At 70.6% G+C, this 20,577-nt stretch carries 18 protein-coding genes; 15 read left to right on the top strand and 3 right to left on the bottom strand.

Annotated elements, in window-relative coordinates; translation table 11 throughout:
* Positions 1–147 precede the first annotated feature (147 nt).
* From ACFE8Y_RS07985 to ACFE8Y_RS07945, 9 genes are all read left to right on the top strand, one after another.
* A complete protein-coding gene (locus tag ACFE8Y_RS07985) occupies positions 148–438 on the top strand; it encodes a type II toxin-antitoxin system HicB family antitoxin (RefSeq protein WP_375463859.1) in 291 nt (96 codons plus the stop codon).
* A 42-nt stretch (positions 439–480) separates the two neighbouring features.
* On the top strand, positions 481–1,404 hold the full coding sequence (locus ACFE8Y_RS07980; protein ID WP_375463858.1) for a D-alanine--D-alanine ligase: 924 nt from the start codon (positions 481–483) through the stop codon (positions 1,402–1,404).
* Complete coding sequence (locus tag ACFE8Y_RS07975; protein ID WP_375463857.1) at positions 1,371–2,309, top strand: cell division protein FtsQ/DivIB; 939 nt, start codon at positions 1,371–1,373, stop codon at positions 2,307–2,309. The genes ACFE8Y_RS07980 and ACFE8Y_RS07975 overlap by 34 nt, the downstream gene beginning before the upstream one ends.
* Positions 2,310–2,380: 71 nt before the next feature.
* The gene (gene ftsA, locus ACFE8Y_RS07970; RefSeq protein ID WP_375463856.1) at positions 2,381–3,703 is read left to right on the top strand and encodes a cell division protein FtsA; all 1,323 of its coding nucleotides are present in this window, start codon (positions 2,381–2,383) and stop codon (positions 3,701–3,703) included.
* A 106-nt stretch (positions 3,704–3,809) separates the two neighbouring features.
* Positions 3,810–5,528: a cell division protein FtsZ gene (gene ftsZ, locus ACFE8Y_RS07965; protein ID WP_375463855.1), complete on the top strand. Its 1,719-nt coding sequence runs from the start codon at positions 3,810–3,812 to the stop codon at positions 5,526–5,528.
* A 433-nt stretch (positions 5,529–5,961) separates the two neighbouring features.
* A complete protein-coding gene (gene lpxC, locus ACFE8Y_RS07960) occupies positions 5,962–6,909 on the top strand; it encodes a UDP-3-O-acyl-N-acetylglucosamine deacetylase (protein ID WP_375463854.1) in 948 nt (315 codons plus the stop codon).
* 264 nt (positions 6,910–7,173) lie between these two features.
* Positions 7,174–8,058, top strand: coding sequence for an outer membrane protein assembly factor BamD (locus tag ACFE8Y_RS07955; RefSeq protein WP_375463853.1), 885 nt, complete (start codon positions 7,174–7,176; stop codon positions 8,056–8,058).
* 176 nt (positions 8,059–8,234) lie between these two features.
* Positions 8,235–9,908, top strand: a complete 1,674-nt coding sequence (gene recN / locus ACFE8Y_RS07950) for a DNA repair protein RecN (RefSeq protein ID WP_375463852.1) — start codon at positions 8,235–8,237, stop codon at positions 9,906–9,908.
* Positions 9,909–10,032: 124 nt separating this feature from the next.
* A complete protein-coding gene (locus tag ACFE8Y_RS07945) occupies positions 10,033–10,227 on the top strand; it encodes a hypothetical protein (protein WP_375463851.1) in 195 nt (64 codons plus the stop codon).
* A 33-nt stretch (positions 10,228–10,260) separates the two neighbouring features.
* Here the strand turns inward: ACFE8Y_RS07945 and ACFE8Y_RS07940 are convergent, their stop codons facing one another.
* Positions 10,261–10,518, bottom strand: coding sequence for a hypothetical protein (locus ACFE8Y_RS07940; RefSeq protein WP_375463850.1), 258 nt, complete (start codon positions 10,516–10,518; stop codon positions 10,261–10,263).
* A 224-nt stretch (positions 10,519–10,742) separates the two neighbouring features.
* Between ACFE8Y_RS07940 and pstS the strand changes: the two genes are divergently transcribed.
* From pstS to phoB, 6 genes are all read left to right on the top strand, one after another.
* Positions 10,743–11,783, top strand: coding sequence for a phosphate ABC transporter substrate-binding protein PstS (gene pstS / locus ACFE8Y_RS07935; protein WP_375463861.1), 1,041 nt, complete (start codon positions 10,743–10,745; stop codon positions 11,781–11,783).
* A gap of 337 nt (positions 11,784–12,120) precedes the next feature.
* The gene (pstC, locus tag ACFE8Y_RS07930) at positions 12,121–13,095 is read left to right on the top strand and encodes a phosphate ABC transporter permease subunit PstC (protein WP_375463849.1); all 975 of its coding nucleotides are present in this window, start codon (positions 12,121–12,123) and stop codon (positions 13,093–13,095) included.
* Between the two features lie 10 nt (positions 13,096–13,105).
* A complete protein-coding gene (gene pstA / locus ACFE8Y_RS07925; RefSeq protein ID WP_375463848.1) occupies positions 13,106–13,999 on the top strand; it encodes a phosphate ABC transporter permease PstA in 894 nt (297 codons plus the stop codon).
* A gap of 29 nt (positions 14,000–14,028) precedes the next feature.
* Positions 14,029–14,844, top strand: a complete 816-nt coding sequence (pstB, locus tag ACFE8Y_RS07920) for a phosphate ABC transporter ATP-binding protein PstB (protein WP_375463847.1) — start codon at positions 14,029–14,031, stop codon at positions 14,842–14,844.
* 29 nt (positions 14,845–14,873) lie between these two features.
* Positions 14,874–15,587: a phosphate signaling complex protein PhoU gene (phoU, locus tag ACFE8Y_RS07915; RefSeq protein WP_375463846.1), complete on the top strand. Its 714-nt coding sequence runs from the start codon at positions 14,874–14,876 to the stop codon at positions 15,585–15,587.
* A 183-nt stretch (positions 15,588–15,770) separates the two neighbouring features.
* Entirely contained in the window at positions 15,771–16,472 is a 702-nt protein-coding gene (gene phoB, locus ACFE8Y_RS07910; RefSeq protein WP_375463845.1) for a phosphate regulon transcriptional regulator PhoB, read from the top strand.
* Here phoB and ACFE8Y_RS07905 read toward each other — a convergent pair.
* Both ACFE8Y_RS07905 and ACFE8Y_RS07900 read right to left on the bottom strand, forming a co-directional pair.
* Positions 16,469–18,631 carry a protein-disulfide reductase DsbD family protein gene (locus ACFE8Y_RS07905; protein ID WP_375463844.1) on the bottom strand — a complete coding sequence of 721 codons (2,163 nt, stop codon included), beginning with the start codon at positions 18,629–18,631 and terminating at the stop codon, positions 16,469–16,471. The two genes, phoB and ACFE8Y_RS07905, sit on opposite strands and share 4 nt — an antisense overlap.
* A gap of 108 nt (positions 18,632–18,739) precedes the next feature.
* The gene (locus ACFE8Y_RS07900; protein ID WP_375463843.1) at positions 18,740–20,566 is read right to left on the bottom strand and encodes an aminopeptidase P family protein; all 1,827 of its coding nucleotides are present in this window, start codon (positions 20,564–20,566) and stop codon (positions 18,740–18,742) included.
* Positions 20,567–20,577: the final 11 nt, after the last annotated feature.

The following is a 20,577-nucleotide window of genomic DNA, read 5'->3' as shown; positions in this document are numbered from 1 at the left end:
GGCGTCCTCTGCCTCGCCGCCCCCCTCGATTGGATGAAGTCACGACAGGCCCTAGCATCGACAACAATGCTTTTTCTGTGATCTAGACACGATATTCCTGATCTTCCAGGAAAAAATGCTTATCATGAGATAGCGAAAAGACGCGAGATGCGCTACGCGATCGTCATAGAACGTGTGGGAGACGGCTACTCCGCCTACCTCCCCGACCTACCGGGCTGCATTGCCACGGGCGCGACGATCGCGGATGTGACATGCGCCATCACCGAGGCCATTCGCGTCCACATCGCCGGCTTGCAGGAGGACGGCGAACCAGTGCCTGCGCCGACTAACCTCATCGATCCGCGGCAAGGACTGCAGACCCCTGAGGGCGATGATCCCTTCGTGACACTTAGCGAATGGGCCGGCGAGGCCGACGAGGCGGCTTACGCCGACCTCTGATCGCCCGCGGCTGCTCTGACACACACACCTCCAGGAGCCCCCATGTCCAAGCACGTCGCCGTCCTGATGGGGGGCACCTCGGCCGAGCGCCCGGTCTCCCTGAACTCCGGTACGGCCTGCGCCGACGCGCTCGAAGGAGAGGGGTTCCGCGTCACCCGCGTCGATGTCGGGCCCGACGTCGCGGCCGTGCTCGGCGGGCTCCAGCCCGACGCCGCCTTCAACGCACTGCACGGGCCCGAGGGCGAGGACGGCCGGATTCAGGGCCTGCTGGAAATCCTGCGTATTCCGTACACGCATTCCGGCGTGCTCGCTTCCGCGCTCGCCATGCACAAGGAGCGGGCCAAGGTGGTGATGCGTGCGGCCGGCGTCAGCGTGCCGGAGGGCTGCGTCGTCAACCGGCACGCGGCGGCGGCGGCGCACCCGATCGCGCCGCCCTACGTGGTGAAGCCCATCGCCGAGGGTTCCTCGATGGGCGTGATCATCGTCCGGGACGGACGCTCGCACCCGCCCCAGATCCTCGGCTCGGACGCGTGGGTCTTCGGCGAGGACGTCCTTGTGGAGACTTACGTCGCGGGCCGGGAACTCACCTGCGCGGTGATGGGCGACACGGCGCTCGGCGTCATCGAGATCAAGGCGGCTTCGGGCGACTGGTACGACTACGACGCCAAGTACGCGCCGGGGGGCTCGATCCACGTGCTGCCGGCCGATCTTAAACCAAATGTTTACCAGCGTGTCCAAGAGTTGGCGTTAACGGCGCATCAAGCACTGGGCTGCCGGGGCGTCAGCCGTGCCGACCTTCGCTACGATGATACACCGGGTGGAACCGGTGCCCTCGTCGTCCTGGAGGTCAACACGCAACCCGGCATGACCCGGACCAGCCTCGCGCCGGAAATGGCCGCCCATGCGGGCTACAGTTTCGGTGAGCTTGTCCGATGGATGGTGGAGGACGCTTCCCTGGGCCGCTGAGCCCCGCCGTCTCGTCAGGCGCGCAGGGCCTCGCCGCGGGCCTCCTCGGACGTTTGCCCCGCCTCCTGCCGATCTCCACCCGCCGCGCGCGGCCGGGCCCGCCGCTCGCCGAGCGCCTGCCTCGGGGCGTCGGCGCAGCGGGGATCGCCGTCGGGTTCGCCGCCCTCGCGCTCACCGGCTTCGTCGCGAGCGGCCGCTACGACGGCTTCGTCGCCGACAACGGACGCCCCCTCGACATCCTCGCGCGGATTGCCGGCTTCGGCGTCGAGCGCGTCACCATCTCAGGGATATCGCGGCTGTACGAGCGCGAGGTGCTGGCCGCCGCCGGCATCGACTGGCGCTCCTCCGTGCCCTTCCTCGACGTCGCCGAAGCGCGCGAGCGCCTGCTGCGGGTGCCGCTGATCGCCTCGGTCTCGGTGCGCAAGGTCTATCCCCGCGAAATCGTCGTCAACCAGGTCGAGCGCGAGCCCGCCGCCCTGTGGCAGCGCAACGGCGAGATCAGCGTGATCGCCGCCGACGGAACCGTCATCGACACCATGCGCGACGACCGCTACGCGAGCCTGCCGCTCGTCGTCGGCGACGACGCCAACGTGAAGCTCGGCGAGTACCTCGCGCTCATCGCCGCCGCCGGGCCCCTGGCCGAGCGCATCCGCGCCGGCACCTACGTGTCGAGCCGGCGCTGGACGCTCAAGCTCGACGGCGTCGACGTCCGGCTTCCCGAAACCGATCCCGGGGCGGCTCTCGCCCGGCTGGTCGCGCTGGAGCGCGCCAACCGCCTCCTGGAGAAGGACATCATCGCCGTCGACCTGCGGATGCCCGACCGCGTCGTGGTCCGCCTCACGGAGGAGGCCGCCGCCGCCCGCGCCGAGGCGCAGAAGAAGACGAAGACGAGGGCCGCGACGTGAGCGCCGCCGAGAAGACTTCTTTGCCCATCCGCCGCCCCTCCCGCCTTCCGTCCTTCGTCCGGTAGCGTTCGATGCATTCCCAGCACGGCCTGACGCCCCGCCTGAAGCCGCTCTCGGCCCGCCGCAGCACGACGCTGTCGGTGCTCGACATCGGCACCAGCAAGGTCGTTTGCCTCATCGCCGAGCTGCAGCCGGCCGAAGCCCTCTCGACGCTCAAGGGCCGCACGCACCTCGCCCGCATCATCGGCATCGGCCACCAGCGCTCGATCGGGCTGAAGGGCGGCGCCATCGTTGACCTCGAAGCGGCCGAGGGCGCGATCCGGCAGGCGGTGCACGCCGCCGAGCGGATGGCCAAGGTCGAGGTTCAGTCGGTCATCGTCAACATGAGCGGCGGGCGCCTCGCCTCGCAGCACTTCCAGGCGCGGGTCAACGTCCGCACCGGCACCGTCACCGGCGCGGACGTGGAGCGGGTGCTGGAGACCGCGAGCGCTCACGGCGTCAGCCCCGGCCGCGCCGTGCTCCACGCCCTGCCCACCGGCTACGCGCTCGACGGCCAGGGCGCCGTGATCGACCCGTCCGGCATGATCGGCGAGGCGCTCGGCGTCGACCTGCACGTGGTCACCGCGGAGGCCGCCGCCGCCCGCAACGTGATGCTCGCGGTGGAGCACTGCCACCTCGGCGTCGAGGCGGTGATCGCGACCCCCTACGCCGCGGGCCTGTCGGCGCTCGTGGACGACGAGGCCGAGATGGGCGTCTGCGTCGTCGACATGGGCGGCGGCACGACCAGCGTCGGCGTGTTCTCCGGCGGCCACCTCGTCCATTGCGACGCGATCGCGGTGGGCGGCCACCACGTGACCATGGACATCGCCCGCGGCCTCTCCACCCGGGTCGCGGCGGCCGAGCGGCTGAAGACCCTCTACGGCTCGGCCATCGCCACCCCGTCGGACGAGCGCGACATGATCGCGGTCCACGGCGTCGGCGACGAGGAGGGCGAGACGCCGGCCCACGTGCCCCGCTCGCAGCTCGTGCGGATCATCAAGCCTCGCGTCGAGGAGGTGGTGGAACTGGTGCGCGATCGCCTGCGCAACGCGGGCTTCGCCGCCCAGGCCGGGCGCCGCGTGGTGCTCACGGGCGGGGCGAGCCAGCTCGTCGGCCTGCCGGAGGTCACCCGCCGGGTGATGCAGGGACAGGTGCGGATCGGCCGGCCGCTCGGCATCCGCGGCCTGCCCGAGGCCGCCAAGGGGCCCGCCTTCTCGGCCGCCGTCGGCCTGCTGGTCTACCCGCAGGTCGCGCACGCCGAGCACTTCGAGCCGCGGGGACAGGGCGCCTTCGCCGGCACCGGGACCGACGGCTACATCTCGCGGGTCGGCCGCTGGCTGCGGGAGAGTTTCTAGGGACGAGGCGCGATCCCCGCGAGGGGACCGCGCGACGACGAACATCGGCGCCTTCGCGAAGGCGCCAAAACGGAAACGCGTTCAAGGTCACGAAGGGCTCGACACCATGGCCATCTCTCTCCAGGCGCCTGACATCCGCGAACTCAAGCCCCGCATCACCGTGTTCGGTGTCGGCGGCGCGGGCGGCAACGCCGTCAACAACATGATCGAGTCGGGGCTGCTCGGCTGTGAATTCGTGGTCGCCAACACCGACGCCCAGGCGCTGACCTCGTCCAAGGCCGAGCGCGTGATCCAGATGGGCATCGGCGTGACGCAAGGGCTCGGCGCCGGCTCGCACCCGGAGGTCGGCTCGGCCGCCGCCGACGAGGTGATCGACGAGATCCGCGACCAGCTCTCGGGCGCGCACATGTGCTTCATCACCGCCGGCATGGGCGGCGGCACCGGCACCGGCGCCGCCCCGGTTATCGCCCGGGCCGCCCGCGACATGGGCATCCTCACGGTGGGCGTCGTGACGAAGCCCTTCCAGTTCGAGGGCCTGCGCCGGATGCGCACGGCCGAGGCCGGAATCCAGGAGCTCCAGGCCGCCGTCGACACCCTCATCGTGATCCCGAACCAGAACCTGTTCCGGGTTGCCAACGAGAAGACCACCTTCGCCGACGCCTTCGCCATGGCCGACCAGGTGCTCTATTCGGGCGTCGCCTGCATCACGGACCTCATGGTCAAGGAAGGCTTGATCAACCTCGACTTCGCGGATGTCCGCGCGATCATGCGCGGCATGGGCAAGGCGATGATGGGCACGGGCGAGGCGTCCGGCGAGAAGCGCGCCAACCGCGCGGCCGAGGCCGCGATCGCCAACCCGCTCCTCGACGACGTCTCGATGAAGGGCGCCCGCGGCCTGCTGATCTCGATCACCGGCGGCGCGGATCTCACCCTGTACGAACTCGACGAGGCCGCCACGCGAATCCGCGAAGAGGTCGATCAGGACGCCAACATCATCCTCGGCGCCACCTTCGACGAGAGCCTCGACGGCATCATCCGCGTCTCGGTGGTCGCCACCGGCATCGAGCCGGCGCTGATCGCGGCCAACTCCCCGAACAACAGGGAGATCGCCGAGACCGAGCAGCGGATCGCCGAGGTCGCCGAGCGTCTGCGCTCGGAGGCCCGCTCGCGCGCGGCCCAGGGCGCCATGAGCGCGCGTCCCGCGGCCGAGCCGAGCGTGACCCAGGCCGTCGCTTCGGCGCCCGTCCAGCCGGTCCGTCCCGCGGCTGGCGAGCCCGCACCGATGCCGGAGCCGCGGATCGAGGCCGCCCCGATGATCCGCGACGACGTGGTGCTGACCCAGACGCAGCCCCGGGCCGCCGCTCCGTTCGTGCCGACCCCCGCGCCGGAACCGGTCGCGCAGCCCCATGCAGGCCCGTTCATGCCGCCGCGCCCGGCGGCGCCCATCGCCCCCCCGCTCGCCCGCGCGCCGCGCATGCCGCAGATCCACGAGCTGCCCGCCATCGCCCAGAACCAGATCGCCGCGAGCCGCGGCGAGCCGGCCGACGCGCACGGCGACACCAAGCGCACCAGCCTGCTGCGCCGCCTCGCCACGGTCGGCTTCGGCGGCCGTCGCGAGGATGCGGAGAGCGCCCCTGTCCGCGCGCCGGCGCCGCAGGTGCAAGCCCCGATGGCGCCGGCTCCGCGGGTCCAGGCACCCGTGGCACCGCAGTACCGCCCGGCGCAGGGTCACCTCGATGCGCAAGGCCGCCTCGCTCCGCAGGCGCGCATGCTGGACGACGACCAACTGGAGATCCCGGCCTTCCTCCGCCGGCAGGCCAACTGATCGCGCACGGCCTCGGCATCTGCGCCGACGGACTTTTTTGCAGCGCACCACCGGCCTGCCGTTTCGCGAGAAGCGGCAGGTTTCGGCCGTGGACAAGGGCTCGCCATGGGTCCGGATCGGGCTTCGGCGCAGGGGTCTGAGGCTTCCGGGCCACAGTGCGCACTGATGGTTGACGGGGTGTTAGCCATTTCTTAACACATTGAGGAAGAACAAAATTCCGGATCACGTGGCTCAAGCGTGTCTGTAACAGAGCGTAAGAAACCGTGATTTGGCCGAGCTGTGCGGTGCAGCTATAAAAATTCCGCAACGACAAGAAGCGCGGCGGTTTCCAGGCTGCCAGCGTACGCAGGGGCTTCAAGCAGCGGACGGATGGATGGTGTCGCATCTCGCGCTTGCGGGATGAGGATGCCGGATCGCGGCCGAGGGCTAAGGAATGCGGACGAACCAACAGACGACCCTCAAGGGCCCGGTCGCGCTCAGCGGCATCGGCGTCCATTCCGGGAACCCGGTGGCGATCACGCTCCGCCCGGCGCCCGCGAACCACGGCATCGCCTTCCTCCGCACCGGCATGGCGTCGGGCAACGATCGGCTCATCAAGGCCCATCACGCCTGCGTCTCCGCGACCGAACTCTGCACCGTGATCGGCGACATCGAGTCCGGCGCGGTCGCCACCATCGAACACCTGATGTCCGCCCTTCTCGGCCTGGGCGTCGACAACGTGCTGGTCGAGATCGACGGACCGGAGATGCCGATCCTCGACGGAAGCGCGCTTCCCTTCGTCCGGGCGCTCGATGCGGCCGGCATCGCCCAGGCGGGCGCGGCGCGGCGCTGGATCAAGGTCCTGCGTCAGGTCCGCATCGAGTCCGGCAAAGCCTTCGCCGAACTTCGCCCGATCGACCGCGGGTTTCGTCTCGACGTCGAGATCGACTTCGACAGCCCGGTGATCGGGCGCAGCCGCAAGGTGATGGACCTCAACCCGGCCTCCTACCGCCGCGAGATCGCGGGCGCCCGCACCTTCGGAATGATGAAGGACGTGGAGCGCTACTGGAAGGCGGGCTTCGCGCTGGGCGCATCCCTCGAGAACACCGTCGCCGTCGGCGAAGCCGACGTGGTCAATCCCGAGGGTCTGCGCTTTCCCGACGAGTTCGTCCGGCACAAGTTCCTCGACGCGGTCGGCGACCTCGCCCTAGCCGGTCTGCCGCTGCAGGGCGCCTACCGCTCCTATTGCGGCGGCCACCGCATGAACGTCGGCGTCCTCGAAGCCCTGTTCTCCGATCGCGCGAACTACGCCATCGTCGAGGCTCAAGGGACGCGCCGCGAGGCCGCGCTCGCCGAGTTCGGCGTCGGTCTCGGCATCGCTGCCTTCGCCGGCGAACTCTGAAGGTCTCCCCCGGCGAAGATCCGCCCTCGCGGTACGGGGCTCTGTTGCTCGCAAGCCACACCGACCGCGCGATCGTCGGCGCCTCAGCGTCGCCGCTTTCGTGCCCGAATCGGCGGCCACGGTGAGGCGTCGGTGTGGAGCGCGACGGTTCGGGCTGCGAAGGCAGACCCGCCCGGGCTCGGATACCGGCGCTGATACGAACCAGTGATGGCTTGACGGCGCGGCCCGATGCGGGACGGCGCCCGTTCGGGGAAAGAACCGCAGATGCCTGCCACCCTTCGGACCCGCGGTCGGACCGGTAGAGCAACGGCGGCCGTGATCGTCACCGTCCTCGGTCTCGGCGGCTGCGACGCCCTCGATCCGACCAACCTGTTTGCCGAGAAGTACAAGCCCGAAGTCGTGCCGGACGTGCCGGCGGACAAGCTCTACAGCGAGGGCCTCGCGAAGATGGAGGACAGCGACTACGAGGGTGCCGTCAAGAAGTTCGATAGCCTCGACAAGCAGTATTCCTATTCCGACTGGTCGCGCCGCGCGCTGCTGATGACGGCCTACGCGAACTACGAGGGCCAGAAGTACGACGATGCCATCAGCGCCTCGAAGCGCTACCTGCAGCGCCACCCGGCGAGCAAGGACGCGGCCTACGCCCAGTACCTGATGGCGATGTCGCAGTACAAGCAGATCCCCGACGTGACTCGCGACCAGGATCGCTCGGAGAAGGCTCTCGTCGCCCTTCAGGAGCTGGTCCAGAAGTATCCTACCTCGGAATACTCGGTCGATGCCAAGGCCAAGATCCAGATCACGCGCGATCAGCTTGCCGGCAAGGAGATGGAGGTTGGACGCTTCTACCTGGAGCGCCGCAACTTCCCCGCCGCGATCAACCGGTTCCGCGACGTGGTCAGCAAGTATCAGACGACCCGCCACGCCGAGGAGGCCTTGGAGCGCCTGACCGAGGCCTACATGGCACTCGGCATCACGGCGGAGGCGCAGAACGCGGCGGCCGTGCTCGGGCACAACTTCCCCGACAGCCCCTGGTACAAGGACGCTCACGCCCTCCTGACCAACGGCGGCCTGGAGCCCCGCGAGGAGAAGTCCTCCTTCCTCAGCAAGATCTACAGCTCCGTCATGGGCCGGACCGCGGCGGCCGAGTAGCCCGCCTCGATCATCACGCGATGATGCGACGGGCGGAGCCGCAGCTCCGCCCGTTCCGCATTCAAGGGGTGCGCCCGGGCGGTCCGCCGCCTACATGAGCGGCTCCCGATTCCCGTGAACCATCACGACCGCATCCTGCCCGGCAGGGTGAGGCCTCGGAGGCTCGAAGGCGCGGCATGCTGGTGCAGCTCGCGATCCGCGACATCGTCCTGATCGACCGGCTCGACCTGAGCTTTCGCGATGGGCTCAGCGTGCTCACCGGGGAGACCGGCGCCGGCAAGTCGATCCTGCTCGACGCGTTCAGTCTGGCGCTCGGCGGGCGCGGCGACGGCGGACTCGTGCGCCACGGCGAGGCGCAGGGCGGCATCACCGCGGTGTTCGATGTCGGCCTCGACCATCCCGCCCGTCGGATCGCGGCGGAGGCCGAGATCGACACCGAGGGCGACCTGATCCTGCGCCGCACGCAGATGGCGGACGGGCGCACCCGCGCCTTCGTCAACGACCAGCCGGTCGGCGTGCAGGTGCTGCGCGCGATCGGCGCGGCGCTCGTCGAGATTCACGGGCAGCACGACGACCGCGCCCTCGCCGACGCGGCCACCCACCGCGCCATCCTCGACGCCTTCGGCGGCCTGCACACCCCGCTCGCGGCCGTCGCCGAAGCCGCCAAGGGCGTGCGCGCCGCCCGCGCGACGCTCGCCGAGCACCGTGCCCGCGTCGAGGCTGCCCGCAAGGAGGCCGATTTCCTGCGCCACGCCGTCGAGGAGTTGACCACGCTCGATCCGAAGCCCGGCGAGGAGGCGGTGCTCGCCGAGCGCCGCACGGTGATGCAGCAGAGCGAGAAGGTCGCGCGCGAGCTGAACGACGCGCTCGCAGCCGTCGGCGGCCCGCATTCGAGCGTGCCCCAGCTCTCGTCGGTCGTGCGCAAGCTGGAGCGCCGCGCCGCGCAGCTTCCGGCGCTGATCGAGCCGTGCGTCGCTGCGCTGGATGCCGCCCTTGTGGCGCTGGACGAGGCCCGTACGGTCCTCGACGCGGCGCTGGCCGAGGCCGAGTTCGATCCGCGCGAGCTGGAGCGCGTGGAGGAGCGCCTGTTCGCCCTGCGCGCCGCGTCGCGCAAGTACGACGTCCCGGCCGACGACCTCGCCGCGCTGCGCGAGCGCCACGTCGCGGACGTGGCCGCGATCGATGCCGGCGAGGAGGCCCTGGCCGGCCTGGAGGCGACGCTGGCCGGTGCCGAATCCGGCTACGTCCGCGCGGCGGACAAGCTCAGCGCCGGGCGCAGGCGCGCGGCCAAGGCCCTGGACGCCGCGGTGAAGGCGGAACTGCCCCCACTGAAGCTCGAGCGCGCCCGCTTCATCACCGAGATCGTCACCGACCCCGAGGTGCGGGACGCGGCGGGCACCGACCGCGTGGCGTTCTGGGCGCAGACCAATCCCGGCACGCGCCCCGGCCCGATGATGAAGGTCGCCTCGGGCGGTGAGCTGTCGCGCTTCATGCTGGCCCTCAAGGTGGTGCTGGCCGACAGGGGCTCGGCGCCGACGCTCGTCTTCGACGAGATCGACACCGGGGTCGGCGGCGCCGTCGCCGACGCGATCGGCGCGCGGCTCGCACGCTTGGCCGACGGCGTCCAGGTGGTGGCGGTGACGCACGCGCCGCAGGTCGCGGCGCGCGCCCGGACCCACTTCCTGATCGCCAAGGATTCGGTGAAGGGCAGCGGCCGAGTCACCACCCGCGTGGTCCCGCTCCCCGTCGAGGCGCGGCGCGAGGAGATCGCGCGCATGCTGGCCGGCGCCACCGTCACCGACGAGGCCCGCGCGGCCGCCGCCCGCCTGCTTCAGGGGGCGGAGGCGTGAGCGGGAATTAACCCTAACGGTTCCTGATCGTAAGGGTTCGTTAACCATCTCCTGTGACCCTGTTCCCATCCGGAACGCCCGTGATTGTCGGGCGTCGGAGTGTCGAGAGTTCCGGGAGGGAACGATGCGTCAGGCTGCCGTGAAGACCGAAGCCTGCCTGTCCGGTCCGGCAAGTTCAGCGGTCGATACCCGCCACCTCGGTCAGACCCTGCGCGCGATCTACGAGGGCAGCGTCGACAAGCAGCCGATCCCGGACGCTCAGGTCGACCTGCTCCTGCGCCTGCGCCAGAAGGAACGGGACCTGCGCCGCAGCGCCTGATGCCCTCGCATCCTCCCGCGGGCGTCCTTTGGACTACCAGCGGCGGGCGCCGGGGCGCCGACGGTACTCGGCCGCGCGGATGCGCGTCAGGATGCGATCGAGGCTCGTCAGCATCGCCGCCTCGTCGGCCCGGGCACGCTCGACCTCGCTCGCATCCGTGCTGAAACTTTGACGCGCCTTCGCCAGCGCGAGGTCGCGTTCGAGGCTCGCGCGCTCGGCGTGGAGGTCATGATAGACGGCCTCATCGGCTGGCACGGCGCGCGCCGGTGCTGCGGGCGAATCGTTGGCCACGGCGATCGACCTTCCGGCCCGGTTCTCCGGCGCACGATGCGCGCGGTCAGGTCCGGAGCCAACAGGAAACGCGCCAGGGCATCAAACCGTGCCATGAGCCCGGCGGCGCTCGTCTAAATCGTGTCATCGACCTGTCATGTCCGTGATCTACCGGCTGCAGCGTCGCGGGCGGTCGCGCGGTCCGTTTCGAACGCGCGCCCGGAGAGCGGACAACGGAGATGCACGTGAAACCCTTCACCTACGCGCTCGCCCTCGGCCTCGCGACGGCCCAACTCGCGTTCCCGGCGCTTGCCGCCGACATCACGGGCGCCGGCGCCACCTTCCCCTTCCCGGTCTACTCGAAGTGGGCGGAAGCCTACCGCAAGGACACCGGAACCGGCCTCAACTACCAGTCGATCGGCTCGGGCGGCGGCATCAAGCAGATCCAGGCGCGTACCGTCGATTTCGGCGCCACCGACGCGCCCCTGAAGGGGCCGGCGCTCGAGAAGGACGGCCTCGTCCAGTTCCCCACCGTGATGGGCGGCGTCGTCGCCGTGGTGAACATCCCCGGCGTCGAGCCGGGCAAGCTCAAGCTCACCGGCGAGCTGATCGCCGACATCTACGCCAACCGGATCACCAAGTGGTCCGACCCGAAGATCGCCGCGCTGAACGGCGGGCTGAAGCTGCCCGACGCCAACATCACCCCGGTCTACCGCTCGGACGCGTCGGGCACGACGAACATCTTCACCACCTACCTCAGCCAAGTCTCCGAGCCCTGGAAGAAGGAGTTCGGCGCCGCCACCACCGTGAGCTGGCCCGCCGGCCAGGGCGGCAAGGGCAACGAGGGCGTCACCGCCACCGTCAAGCAGGTGCCCAACGCCATCGGCTACGTCGAATCGGCCTACGCCAAGCAGAACAAGCTCAGCTACGCCCTGATCCGCAACAAGGCCGGCAAGTTCCCGCAGCCCGACGACAAGGCCTTCCAGGCGGCCGCCGCCAGCGCCGACTGGAAGAGCGCGCCGGGCTTCGGCATCACGCTCACCGACCAGGCTGGCGACGGCGCGTGGCCGATCACGGCCGCGACCTTCATCCTGGTGCACAAGGACCCGGCCGATCCGGCGAAGTCGGCGGACGTGCTCAAGTTCTTCGACTGGGCCTACAAGAACGGCGACACGCTCGCCTCCGACCTCGACTACGTGCCGCTGCCCGACGCGGTGGTCGGCCTGATCCACGAGGAGTGGAAGCAGGTGAAGGGCAAGGACGGCAAGCCCGTCCTCGGCATGTGAGACGGCCGTACCCTTGAGGGAGTCCCGGTCGGCGCGACGGGCTTCCTCTCCCAGGGGGAGAAGGTCGGGGTGAGGGGCGTGCCGTATCCGGAGCGTTCTCATCCCTCACCTTGTCCCTCTCCCGCTAAAGGGTGCGGGACCCGCGCTCGACGCGGACATGCGCGGTGCCGATTGAGCTGAAACGGCACCTCGGGATGAGACGATCCACTCCGCAAAGGGACCGCCCATCAAAGCAGGCGGTTTTCGCGACACGCGAGGGCCGCCCGATCCCTGAACACGCCTCCTCGCGCCGGGCCGCGCGGCGCGCTACCACGACAGCCGGTGAAAAGAACCGCGGATGACGGCCTTGACTGAACAGATCGCGCTTGCCGGCACGGGCACCCGCGTGCGCAAGCCGCCGGGCAAGGGCTTCGACACCCTGTTCCGCGCGGCCGCCTACGGCTCGGCGCTGCTCGTGCTCCTGGTGCTCGCCGGCATTCTCGGCTCGATCCTCTACGGCGGCTGGCCGGCGTTTCGCGAGTTCGGCTTCGGCTTCCTGACCTCCAGCGCCTGGAACATCGGCACGGAGCAGTACGGCGCGCTGGTCGCCGTCACCGGGACGCTGGCCTCGGCGCTGCTGGCGCTGGTCATCGGCGTGCCGATCTCGCTCGGCATCGCGGTCTACCTGACGCAGCTCTGCCCCGGCTGGGCGCGCAAGCCCGTCGGCATGACGATCGAGCTGCTCGCCGCCGTGCCGAGCATCATCTACGGGATGTGGGGCCTGTTCATCTTCGCACCGCTCTTCGCGCGCTTCGTCCAGATCCCGGTGTCGAACCTCGTCGAGGGCCTGCCGATCGTCGGCACGCTGTTCTACGCCCGCGTACCCTCGGGCGTCGGTGTGCTGACGGCCGGCATCATCCTGGCGATCATGATCGTGCCGTTCGTGGCCTCGATCGCGCGCGACATGCTCGACCAGATTCCGACGATCCTGCGCGAGAGCGCCTACGGCATCGGCTGCACCACCTGGGAGGTGGTCCGCCACGTGCTGGTGCCGCAGGCCTCGGTCTCGATCATCGGCGCGATCATGCTGGGGCTCGGCCGCGCGCTCGGCGAGACCATGGCGGTGACCTTCGTGGTCGGCAACGCCAACCGGCTCTCGGCCTCGGTGTTCGACCCCGGCTCGACCATCGCCTCGCGGATCGCCAACGAGTTCAACGAGGCCGACGGCATGCAGCTGAACGCGCTGATGGCGCTCGGCTGCATCCTGTTCGCGATCACCTTCGTCGTCCTCATCGTCGCCCGCTTCCTGACGCGCCGCGTCAAGGTCGCCTGAGGTTCCCGCCATGGACGCCACCAACCCCCTCGTCACCCGAGCCTCGGAGCTGCGGCCGACGCGCATCCGTTCGAGCCGCCGCGTCTCCGACCGCCTGCTGCGCGTCTTCTGCCTCGTTGCGACCGTGCTCGGTGCCGTGGTGTTGGGCTCGATCCTCTTGATGCTGATCGTCGAGGGCGTGCGCGGCTTCTCCCTGACGCTGTTCACGGAAGCCACGCCGGGGCCGGGCTCCGAGGGCGGCGGCATCGCAAACGCGATCCTCGGCAGCCTCGTGCTCACCGGCATCGGCATCCTCGTCGCGACGCCCGTCGGGCTGATGGCCGGCACGTATCTCGCCGAGTACGGCCGCGGCTCGAAGCTTGCCGAGGTGATCCGCTTCCTCAACGACATCCTGCTCTCGGCGCCCTCGATCCTGATCGGCCTGTTCGTCTACACCCTGATGGTGCGGCCGATGGGGACCTATTCCGGCTGGGCCGGCGGCGTGGCGCTGGCGATCATCGCGACGCCGGTCATCGTGCGCACCACCGAGGACATGATGCGCCTCGTCCCCGGCACGCTGCGCGAGGCCGGCGCGGCGCTGGGCGCACCGCCCTCCAAGGTGATCCGCAGCGTGACGTGGCGGGCGGCGTCCGCGGGCATCGTCACCGGCATCATCCTGGCGCTCGCCCGCATCGCGGGCGAGACCGCACCGCTGCTGTTCACCGCGCTCAACAACAACTCCTGGTTCGGCGCGAACCTGATGGGCGGCGTCGCGAACCTCCCGGTGATGATCTACCAGTTCGCGCTCTCGCCCTATCCGAACTGGCAAGCCCTCGCCTGGGCCGGCGCGCTGCTCATCACCATGACCATCCTGGCGCTCTCGATCGTCGCCCGCTTCGTCATCAAGCCCCAGCGCGCGCGCTGAGCGCCGCCCAGCCTCCGAGGTCCACGACGATGAACGCCGCCGCCATCAGCCCTTCCCAGTTCGACGGCCGCGCAAAGGCGGACGAGCGCGCTCCCGTGCGCATCGCCGCCAAGGGCCTGAACTTCTACTACGGTGCGTTCCACAGCCTGAAGAACATCAACCTCGACTTCCACGACCGGCAGGTCACCGCCCTGATCGGCCCGTCGGGCTGCGGGAAGTCGACGCTGCTGCGCACCTTCAACCGGATCTACAGCCTCTACCCGGAGCAGCGCGCCGAAGGGCAGGTGCTGCTCGACGGGCAGAACGTCCTCGATACGAGCGTCGACCTCAACGAGCTGCGCGCGCGCATCGGCATGGTGTTCCAGAAGCCGACGCCGTTCCCGATGTCGATCTACGACAACGTCGCCTTCGGCCTGCGGCTCTACGAGAAGCTGCCGAAATCCGAGCTCGACGGGCGGGTGGAGCAGTCCCTGCGCAAGGCCGCGCTCTGGGACGAGGTGAAGGACAAGCTCAAGCAGTCGGGCATGGGCCTGTCCGGCGGACAGCAGCAGCGCCTGTGCATCGCCCGCACCGTGGCGCAGGGTCCGGAGGTGATCCTGTTCGACGAGCCGACCTCGGCGCTCGACCCGATCTCCACGGGGCGCATCGAGGAGCTGATCGAGCAGCTCCGCGCCGAGTTCACCATCGTCATCGTCACCCACAACATGCAGCAGGCGGCGCGGATCTCGCAGTTCACGGCGTTCATGTATCTCGGCGAGGTGATCGAGTTCGGGCCGACCAACCGCATCTTCATGAACCCGACCGTGCGCCAGACCCAGGACTACATCACCGGCCGCTTCGGCTGACGTTCCGGACCGATCGAGGACATATGCCCATGCCCGGCCACATCGTCAGCTCCTACGACACCGAACTGGAGGACCTGCGCCGCTCGATCTCCGAGATGGGGGGCGTCGCCGAGAAGATGATGACCGAGGCGACCGACGCCCTGGTCCGCCGCGACACCGCGCTCGCCCAGGCCGTGATCGCCGCCGACAAGCGCCTCGACATCCTTCAGCGCGAGATCGAGGAGCGCGCGGTGCTGCTCATCGCCAAGCGCCAGCCGCTGGCGATCGACCTGCGCGAGACCATCTCGGCGATCCGCGTCTCGGGCGACCTCGAGCGCATCGGCGATCTGGCCAAGAACGTCGCCAAGCGCGTGGTGGCGATCAGCGACCAGGCCCAGGCGCAGAAGATCGTGCTCGGCGTCCAGCACATGAGCGACCTCGTGCAGGAGCAGCTCAAGGACGTGCTCGACGCCTATGCCAGCCGCGACGTGACCGCGGCCCACGACGTCTGGGAGCGCGACGGCGAGATCGACGCCCTCTACAACTCCCTGTTCCGCGAGCTCCTGACCTACATGATGGAGGACCCGCGCAACATCTCGTTCTGCACCCACCTGCTGTTCTGCGCCAAGAACGTCGAGCGCATCGGCGACCACACCACCAACGTCGCCGAGACGATCCACTACCTCGCCACCGGCGAGACGCTGGCGGGCGACCGCCCGAAGGACGACGCCTCGAACTACGCGACGATCGCCCCGGCTGTCTGACCGGCCTCCGAGAAGGGCGTGGGTCCTCACACCCTTCGCGGGAGAGGGACAGGGTGAGGGACGAGAACTTCACGGAGAGGTCACGCCCCTCACCCCAACCCTCTCCCCCTGGGAGAGGAGGCAGGTCGGCGCCACTGGCTGCAAGACGTAGGAATCGGGCGGTCCGTCCCGGGGATGCCCTGCATGCGTACGCGGATTCTGATCGTCGAGGATGAGGAGGCGCTCACCACCCTCCTGCGCTACAACCTCGAGGCCGAGGGCTTCGAGGTGGAGGCCGCCGCGCACGGCGACGAGGCGGAACTGCGCCTGCAGGAGCAGGCACCGGACCTGATCCTGCTCGACTGGATGCTGCCGGGCCTCTCGGGGATCGAGCTGTGCCGCCGGGTGCGGGCGCGTCGCGAGACGGCGGCGATTCCCATCATCATGCTGACCGCGCGCGGAGAGGAGGGCGACCGCATCCGCGGCCTCGGCACCGGCGCCGACGACTACATCGTCAAGCCGTTCTCCGTGCCGGAATTGCTCGCCCGCGTGCGCGCATTGCTGCGACGGACGAAGCCCTCCCACGTGGCCAACCTCCTGGAGGCCGGCGACATCGCCCTCGACCGCGACAGCCACCGCCTGCGCCGGGCGGGAAGCGAGATCCACCTCGGGCCGACCGAATTCAAGCTGCTCGAATTCCTGATGCAGAGCCCCGGCCGCGTCTACTCTCGCGAGCAACTCCTCGACGGGGTGTGGGGCCACGACGTCTACATCGACGAGCGCACCGTCGACGTGCATGTCGGCCGCCTGCGCAAGGCGCTCAACCGACCCGGTGAGCCCGATCCGATCCGCACCGTGCGCGGTTCGGGCTACGCCTTCGACGAGACGTTCTCGCCCGACGATTAAGGGTGCCCGCCGGCCTCGCCCAGCGCGGCGCTGCGGCCCGCGGCCACCGCGTCGAGGGCGGCGAGAACCGACCCTTCGGTGAGGATCTGCGGCAGCACCGCGGGCTCGGCCGTCCCGGCGTAGAGCAGGTAGAGCGGCACGCCGCTGCGGCCTTGGCGCTCAAGAAACCGCGTGATTTCGGGGTTCTGGTTGGTCCAGTCCCCCTTCAGGTAGGCGACGCCCCGCGCGCGCATCGCCGCAGCGACCGCGGTCGTCGCGAGCGAAGTGCGCTCGTTGACCTGGCAGGTGATGCACCACGCCGCCGTCATGTTGACGAAGACCGGTCGACCCTCGGCGAGCAGCGCGTCGAGGCGCGCCTGCGTGAACGGCTCGACGCCCTCCGCCCGGGCCTGGGCGCCCGGCGCGATGCGGTCCCGGTCGAGGGTGAGGGCCAAGCCCGCGACGCCGATGACGGTCAGAACCGCGAGGCTGCGCGCGAACTGTGCCCGCAACGGCCGGGCGTCCCGGCCGATCTCCCACACCCAGGCGGCGAAACTCACCAGCACGAGGCCGATCAGGGCGGCGAGCAGCCCCTGCGGACCGACCTGCTGGGCCAGCACCCAGACGAGCCACGCGACGGTGGCGTAGACCGGAAAGGCCAGCGCCTGCTTCAGCACGTCCATCCAGGCGCCCGGACGGGGCAGCGCCCGGAGCGCGGCCGGCCACAGGGTGAGGGCGAGGAAGGGCAGGGCGAGGCCGAGGCCGAGGCCGGCGAAGACGAGGAGGCCGACTGCCGCCGGTTGCGTCAGCGCGAAGCCGATGGCCGAGCCCATGAACGGCGCCGTGCACGGCGTCGCCACCACGGTCGCGAGCACGCCGGTGAAGAACGAGCCCTCCAGCCCGCCGCGCCGGGTCAGCCCGTCGCCGATCCCGGCCAAGCGTCCGCCGAACTGGACCAGCCCCGACAGGCTGAGGCCCAGGGCGAACAGCCCGTAGGCGAGGCCGGCCACGACGACGGGCGACTGGAGCTGGAAGCCCCAGCCGATGACGGCGCCGCTGCGCTTCAGGGTGATCAGGAGTCCGGCGAGCGCCAAGAAGGCCGCGAGCACGCCGGCCGTGTAGGCGAGGCCGTGCAGGCGAACGCGCGCGGCAGGCTCGCCCGAATGCCTGACGAGGCTCAGCACCTTGATCGACAGAACCGGGAAGACGCAGGGCATCAGGTTCAGGATCAAGCCGCCGAGCAGGGCGAGGCCGGCGGCGGCCCAGAGGGTCAGCGTCTCCGATCGCGTCCCGGCGTCAGTCCGCACGACCGGAGGCGCGACGGCCGGAAGGCCGCCAGCCGTGGGCGGTGTCTCGTCGCCGATGGCGAAGGCCTGCCGCACGGGGCCGCCGCCGGTCTCCTCCTCGATGGCGAGCACGCCGGGCAGGCTCTCGGGCGCGGGATCGGCTGGCGTGGCACGAGTCAGCGTCAGGTGCAGGCCGGCCGCATCGACGGTGAAGGGCTGCGCCGCCGCATTGTCGATCGCTGTCTCGGAATAGGGGAAGTAGGCCGCCGACCGGATCCTGTCGGCGCTGAGGCCGGGGGCATCGAGGGTGAGGACGAGGTGATCACCCTCGCTCGCGAGCCGCGCCGGCCAGGGCGAGACCTGAGGCAGGGCGGCGCGCGCCCGCGCGAACAGGGCCGCGGTCTCGGGGTTCGATGCTCCCGGCTCGCGCGTCGCCGGCAGCGTGAGGCTGAGGTCGGCCGAGCCGGGGATGCACTCGGTCTCGCAGACGAGGTAGGTCAGGTGCCCCGCGAGCGTCACCGGCTCGGCCGGGTCGAGGCTCGGCGGCGGGCTCACCCGCACGAGCAGGATGGCCTCGTCCTCGTAGCCGAAGTTCATCAGGGTCGCGATCGGGATGCGGTGCGGCGCCGGCCACTGGATCGCGGCCGCCGAGAAGCCGGCGGGCAGCGTCCAGACAATCTCCGGCGGCAGGCCGGAATCGCCGGGATTGCGCCAGTAGACGTGCCAGCGCGGCTTGATCGCCATGCGGATGGCGACCGTGAACGGTGCGGCGCCGGTGACTGAAGCGGGCTCGGCGACGAGGCTCGCCCGCACGAGGCCGGCCGGCGGCTTGAAGCCCTGCGCGACCGCCGGCAGGACGAAGAGCGACAGGAGCAGGGCGAGGAGGCGGATCATGCGAGCCCTTCGCGCGACCGGTGACGGCGGTTTCGCACGCGCCGTCATAGGCGCGAACGGTAGGGCGGCAAAATCGCAGGGCCGCGTCCTGGTGCCGCCGCGTCCGAGTCAGCCCGCCGGGCGCAGCGGCGCTGTAGCCTGCTCCAGCCACGCCCCCGTCTCCGGATCGAGTTCCACCGACAATGCGCCCCGCACGCGCGCGTGGTAGGCGTCGATCCACGCGGCCTCGTCCGGGCTCAGCATCTCCGGCACGATGAGGCGGCGGTCGTAGGGGGCGAGCGTCAGGGTCTCGAAGCCGAGCATCGGCCGCTCGGCTCCCGCCACGTCGCGGGTCTCGACCAGCACGAGGTTCTCCGTGCGGATGCCGTAGGCGCCGGCCCGGTAGTAGCCCGGCTCGTTCGAGAGGATCATGCCCGGTTCGAGCGGGACGGTGCCGGTCTTGGCGATGCGCTGCGGCCCCTCGTGCACCGAGAGGAAGGCGCCGACGCCGTGGCCTGTGCCGTGGTCGAAGTCGAGGCCGGCCTCCCACAGCGGCAGGCGCGCGAGCGTGTCGATCTGCGCGCCCGTCGTGCCCTTGGGGAAGACGGCCCGCGCGATCGCGACGTGGCCCCTCAGCACGCGGGTGAAGCGGTCTCGCATCTCGGCCGTCGGTGCGCCGACGGCGACCGTGCGGGTGATGTCGGTGGTGCCGTCGGGGTACTGCGCGCCGGAATCGATCAGGAACAGCTCGCCGGGCGCGACGTGCCGGTCGCTCGCCCGCGTCACCCGGTAATGCACGATCGCGCCGTTCGGGCCCGAACCGGAGATCGTCGGGAACGACACATCGCGCAGGTCGCCGCCCTCACTGCGAAACGCCTCGAGCGCCTCGACGGCGCCGATCTCGGTCAAATCCCCGCCCGCCGCGGCCCGGTCGAGCCAGGCGAGGAAGCGCACCACGCTGGCGCCGTCGCGGGCGTGCGCCGCCCGGGCGCCCGCGATCTCAGCGGCGTTCTTGACCGCCTTCATCGCGGTGATTGGGTCCGGCCCGACGGCGGGCATGCCGCCGACGGCCGTGATCCGCTCCCGCAGGGCGACGGCGCCGGTTGCCGCATCGAGCCGCACCCGCCGGCCCGACAGGTCGGCGAGCGCCGCCTCGAAGTCGGAGCGCGACGCGAGGTCGGCAATCGGCGCAAGGGCGGCACGGACCTCGTCAGTCCGATGACCGGAGGCGAGGAAGAGCCGCGGCCGGCCCTCGCGCGGCAGGATCGCGTAGCCGAGCGCCAGGGGGGTATGCCCCACATCCGCCCCGCGCAGGTTGAACGCCCAGGCGAGGTTGTGCGGATCGGAGATCACCAGCGCATCGCACCGCGCGTCCGCCAGCACCGCGCGGATGCGCCCGAGCTTGTCCGCGACCGCCTCGCCCGCGAAGTTGAGCGGATGGGCCGCGACGAGCCCGGCCGGGGGCTTCGGTCGCCCCGCCCAGACGGCATCCACGAGGTTTCCCGTGACGGCCTTCAGGCTCGCGCCGGCCTTGGCGGCGGCGCGCTCCAGCCGGGCGAGGCCGTCCGGCGTGTGGAGCCAGGGATCGTAGCCGAGCACGTCGCCGGCCTTCAGGTTCGCGCCGAGCCACGCCTCGACGCTCGTCTCGGCCAGCGGCACCACGGTGACGGTGCCGGTGTCGACCTGCTCCGGCGCCTGGAGGGTGTAGCGGCCGTCGACGACGAGGGCCGCCTCGCCGGCGAGGATCACGGCGGTGCCGGCCGAGCCCGTGAAGCCGGTGAGCCACGCCAGCCGCTCGGCGTTGGCGGGCACGTACTCCGATTGATGCTCGTCGGCCCGCGGCACGACGAACCCGTCGACCTCCGCCTCCCGCATCGCGGCGCGCAGCGCGGCGACCCGCTCGGGGCCCTTGCGGTGGCTCGGGTCGTCGAAGGTCTGGAAGCGGGTGCGCGTCATCGGCCCAGCGT

Origin of the sequence: uncultured Methylobacterium sp. (genome assembly GCF_964242245.1) — a bacterium.
Classification (GTDB): domain Bacteria; phylum Pseudomonadota; class Alphaproteobacteria; order Rhizobiales; family Beijerinckiaceae; genus Methylobacterium.
Note: the sequence above shows the minus strand (reverse complement) of the source record. Positions and strands in the feature narration are given on the sequence as shown.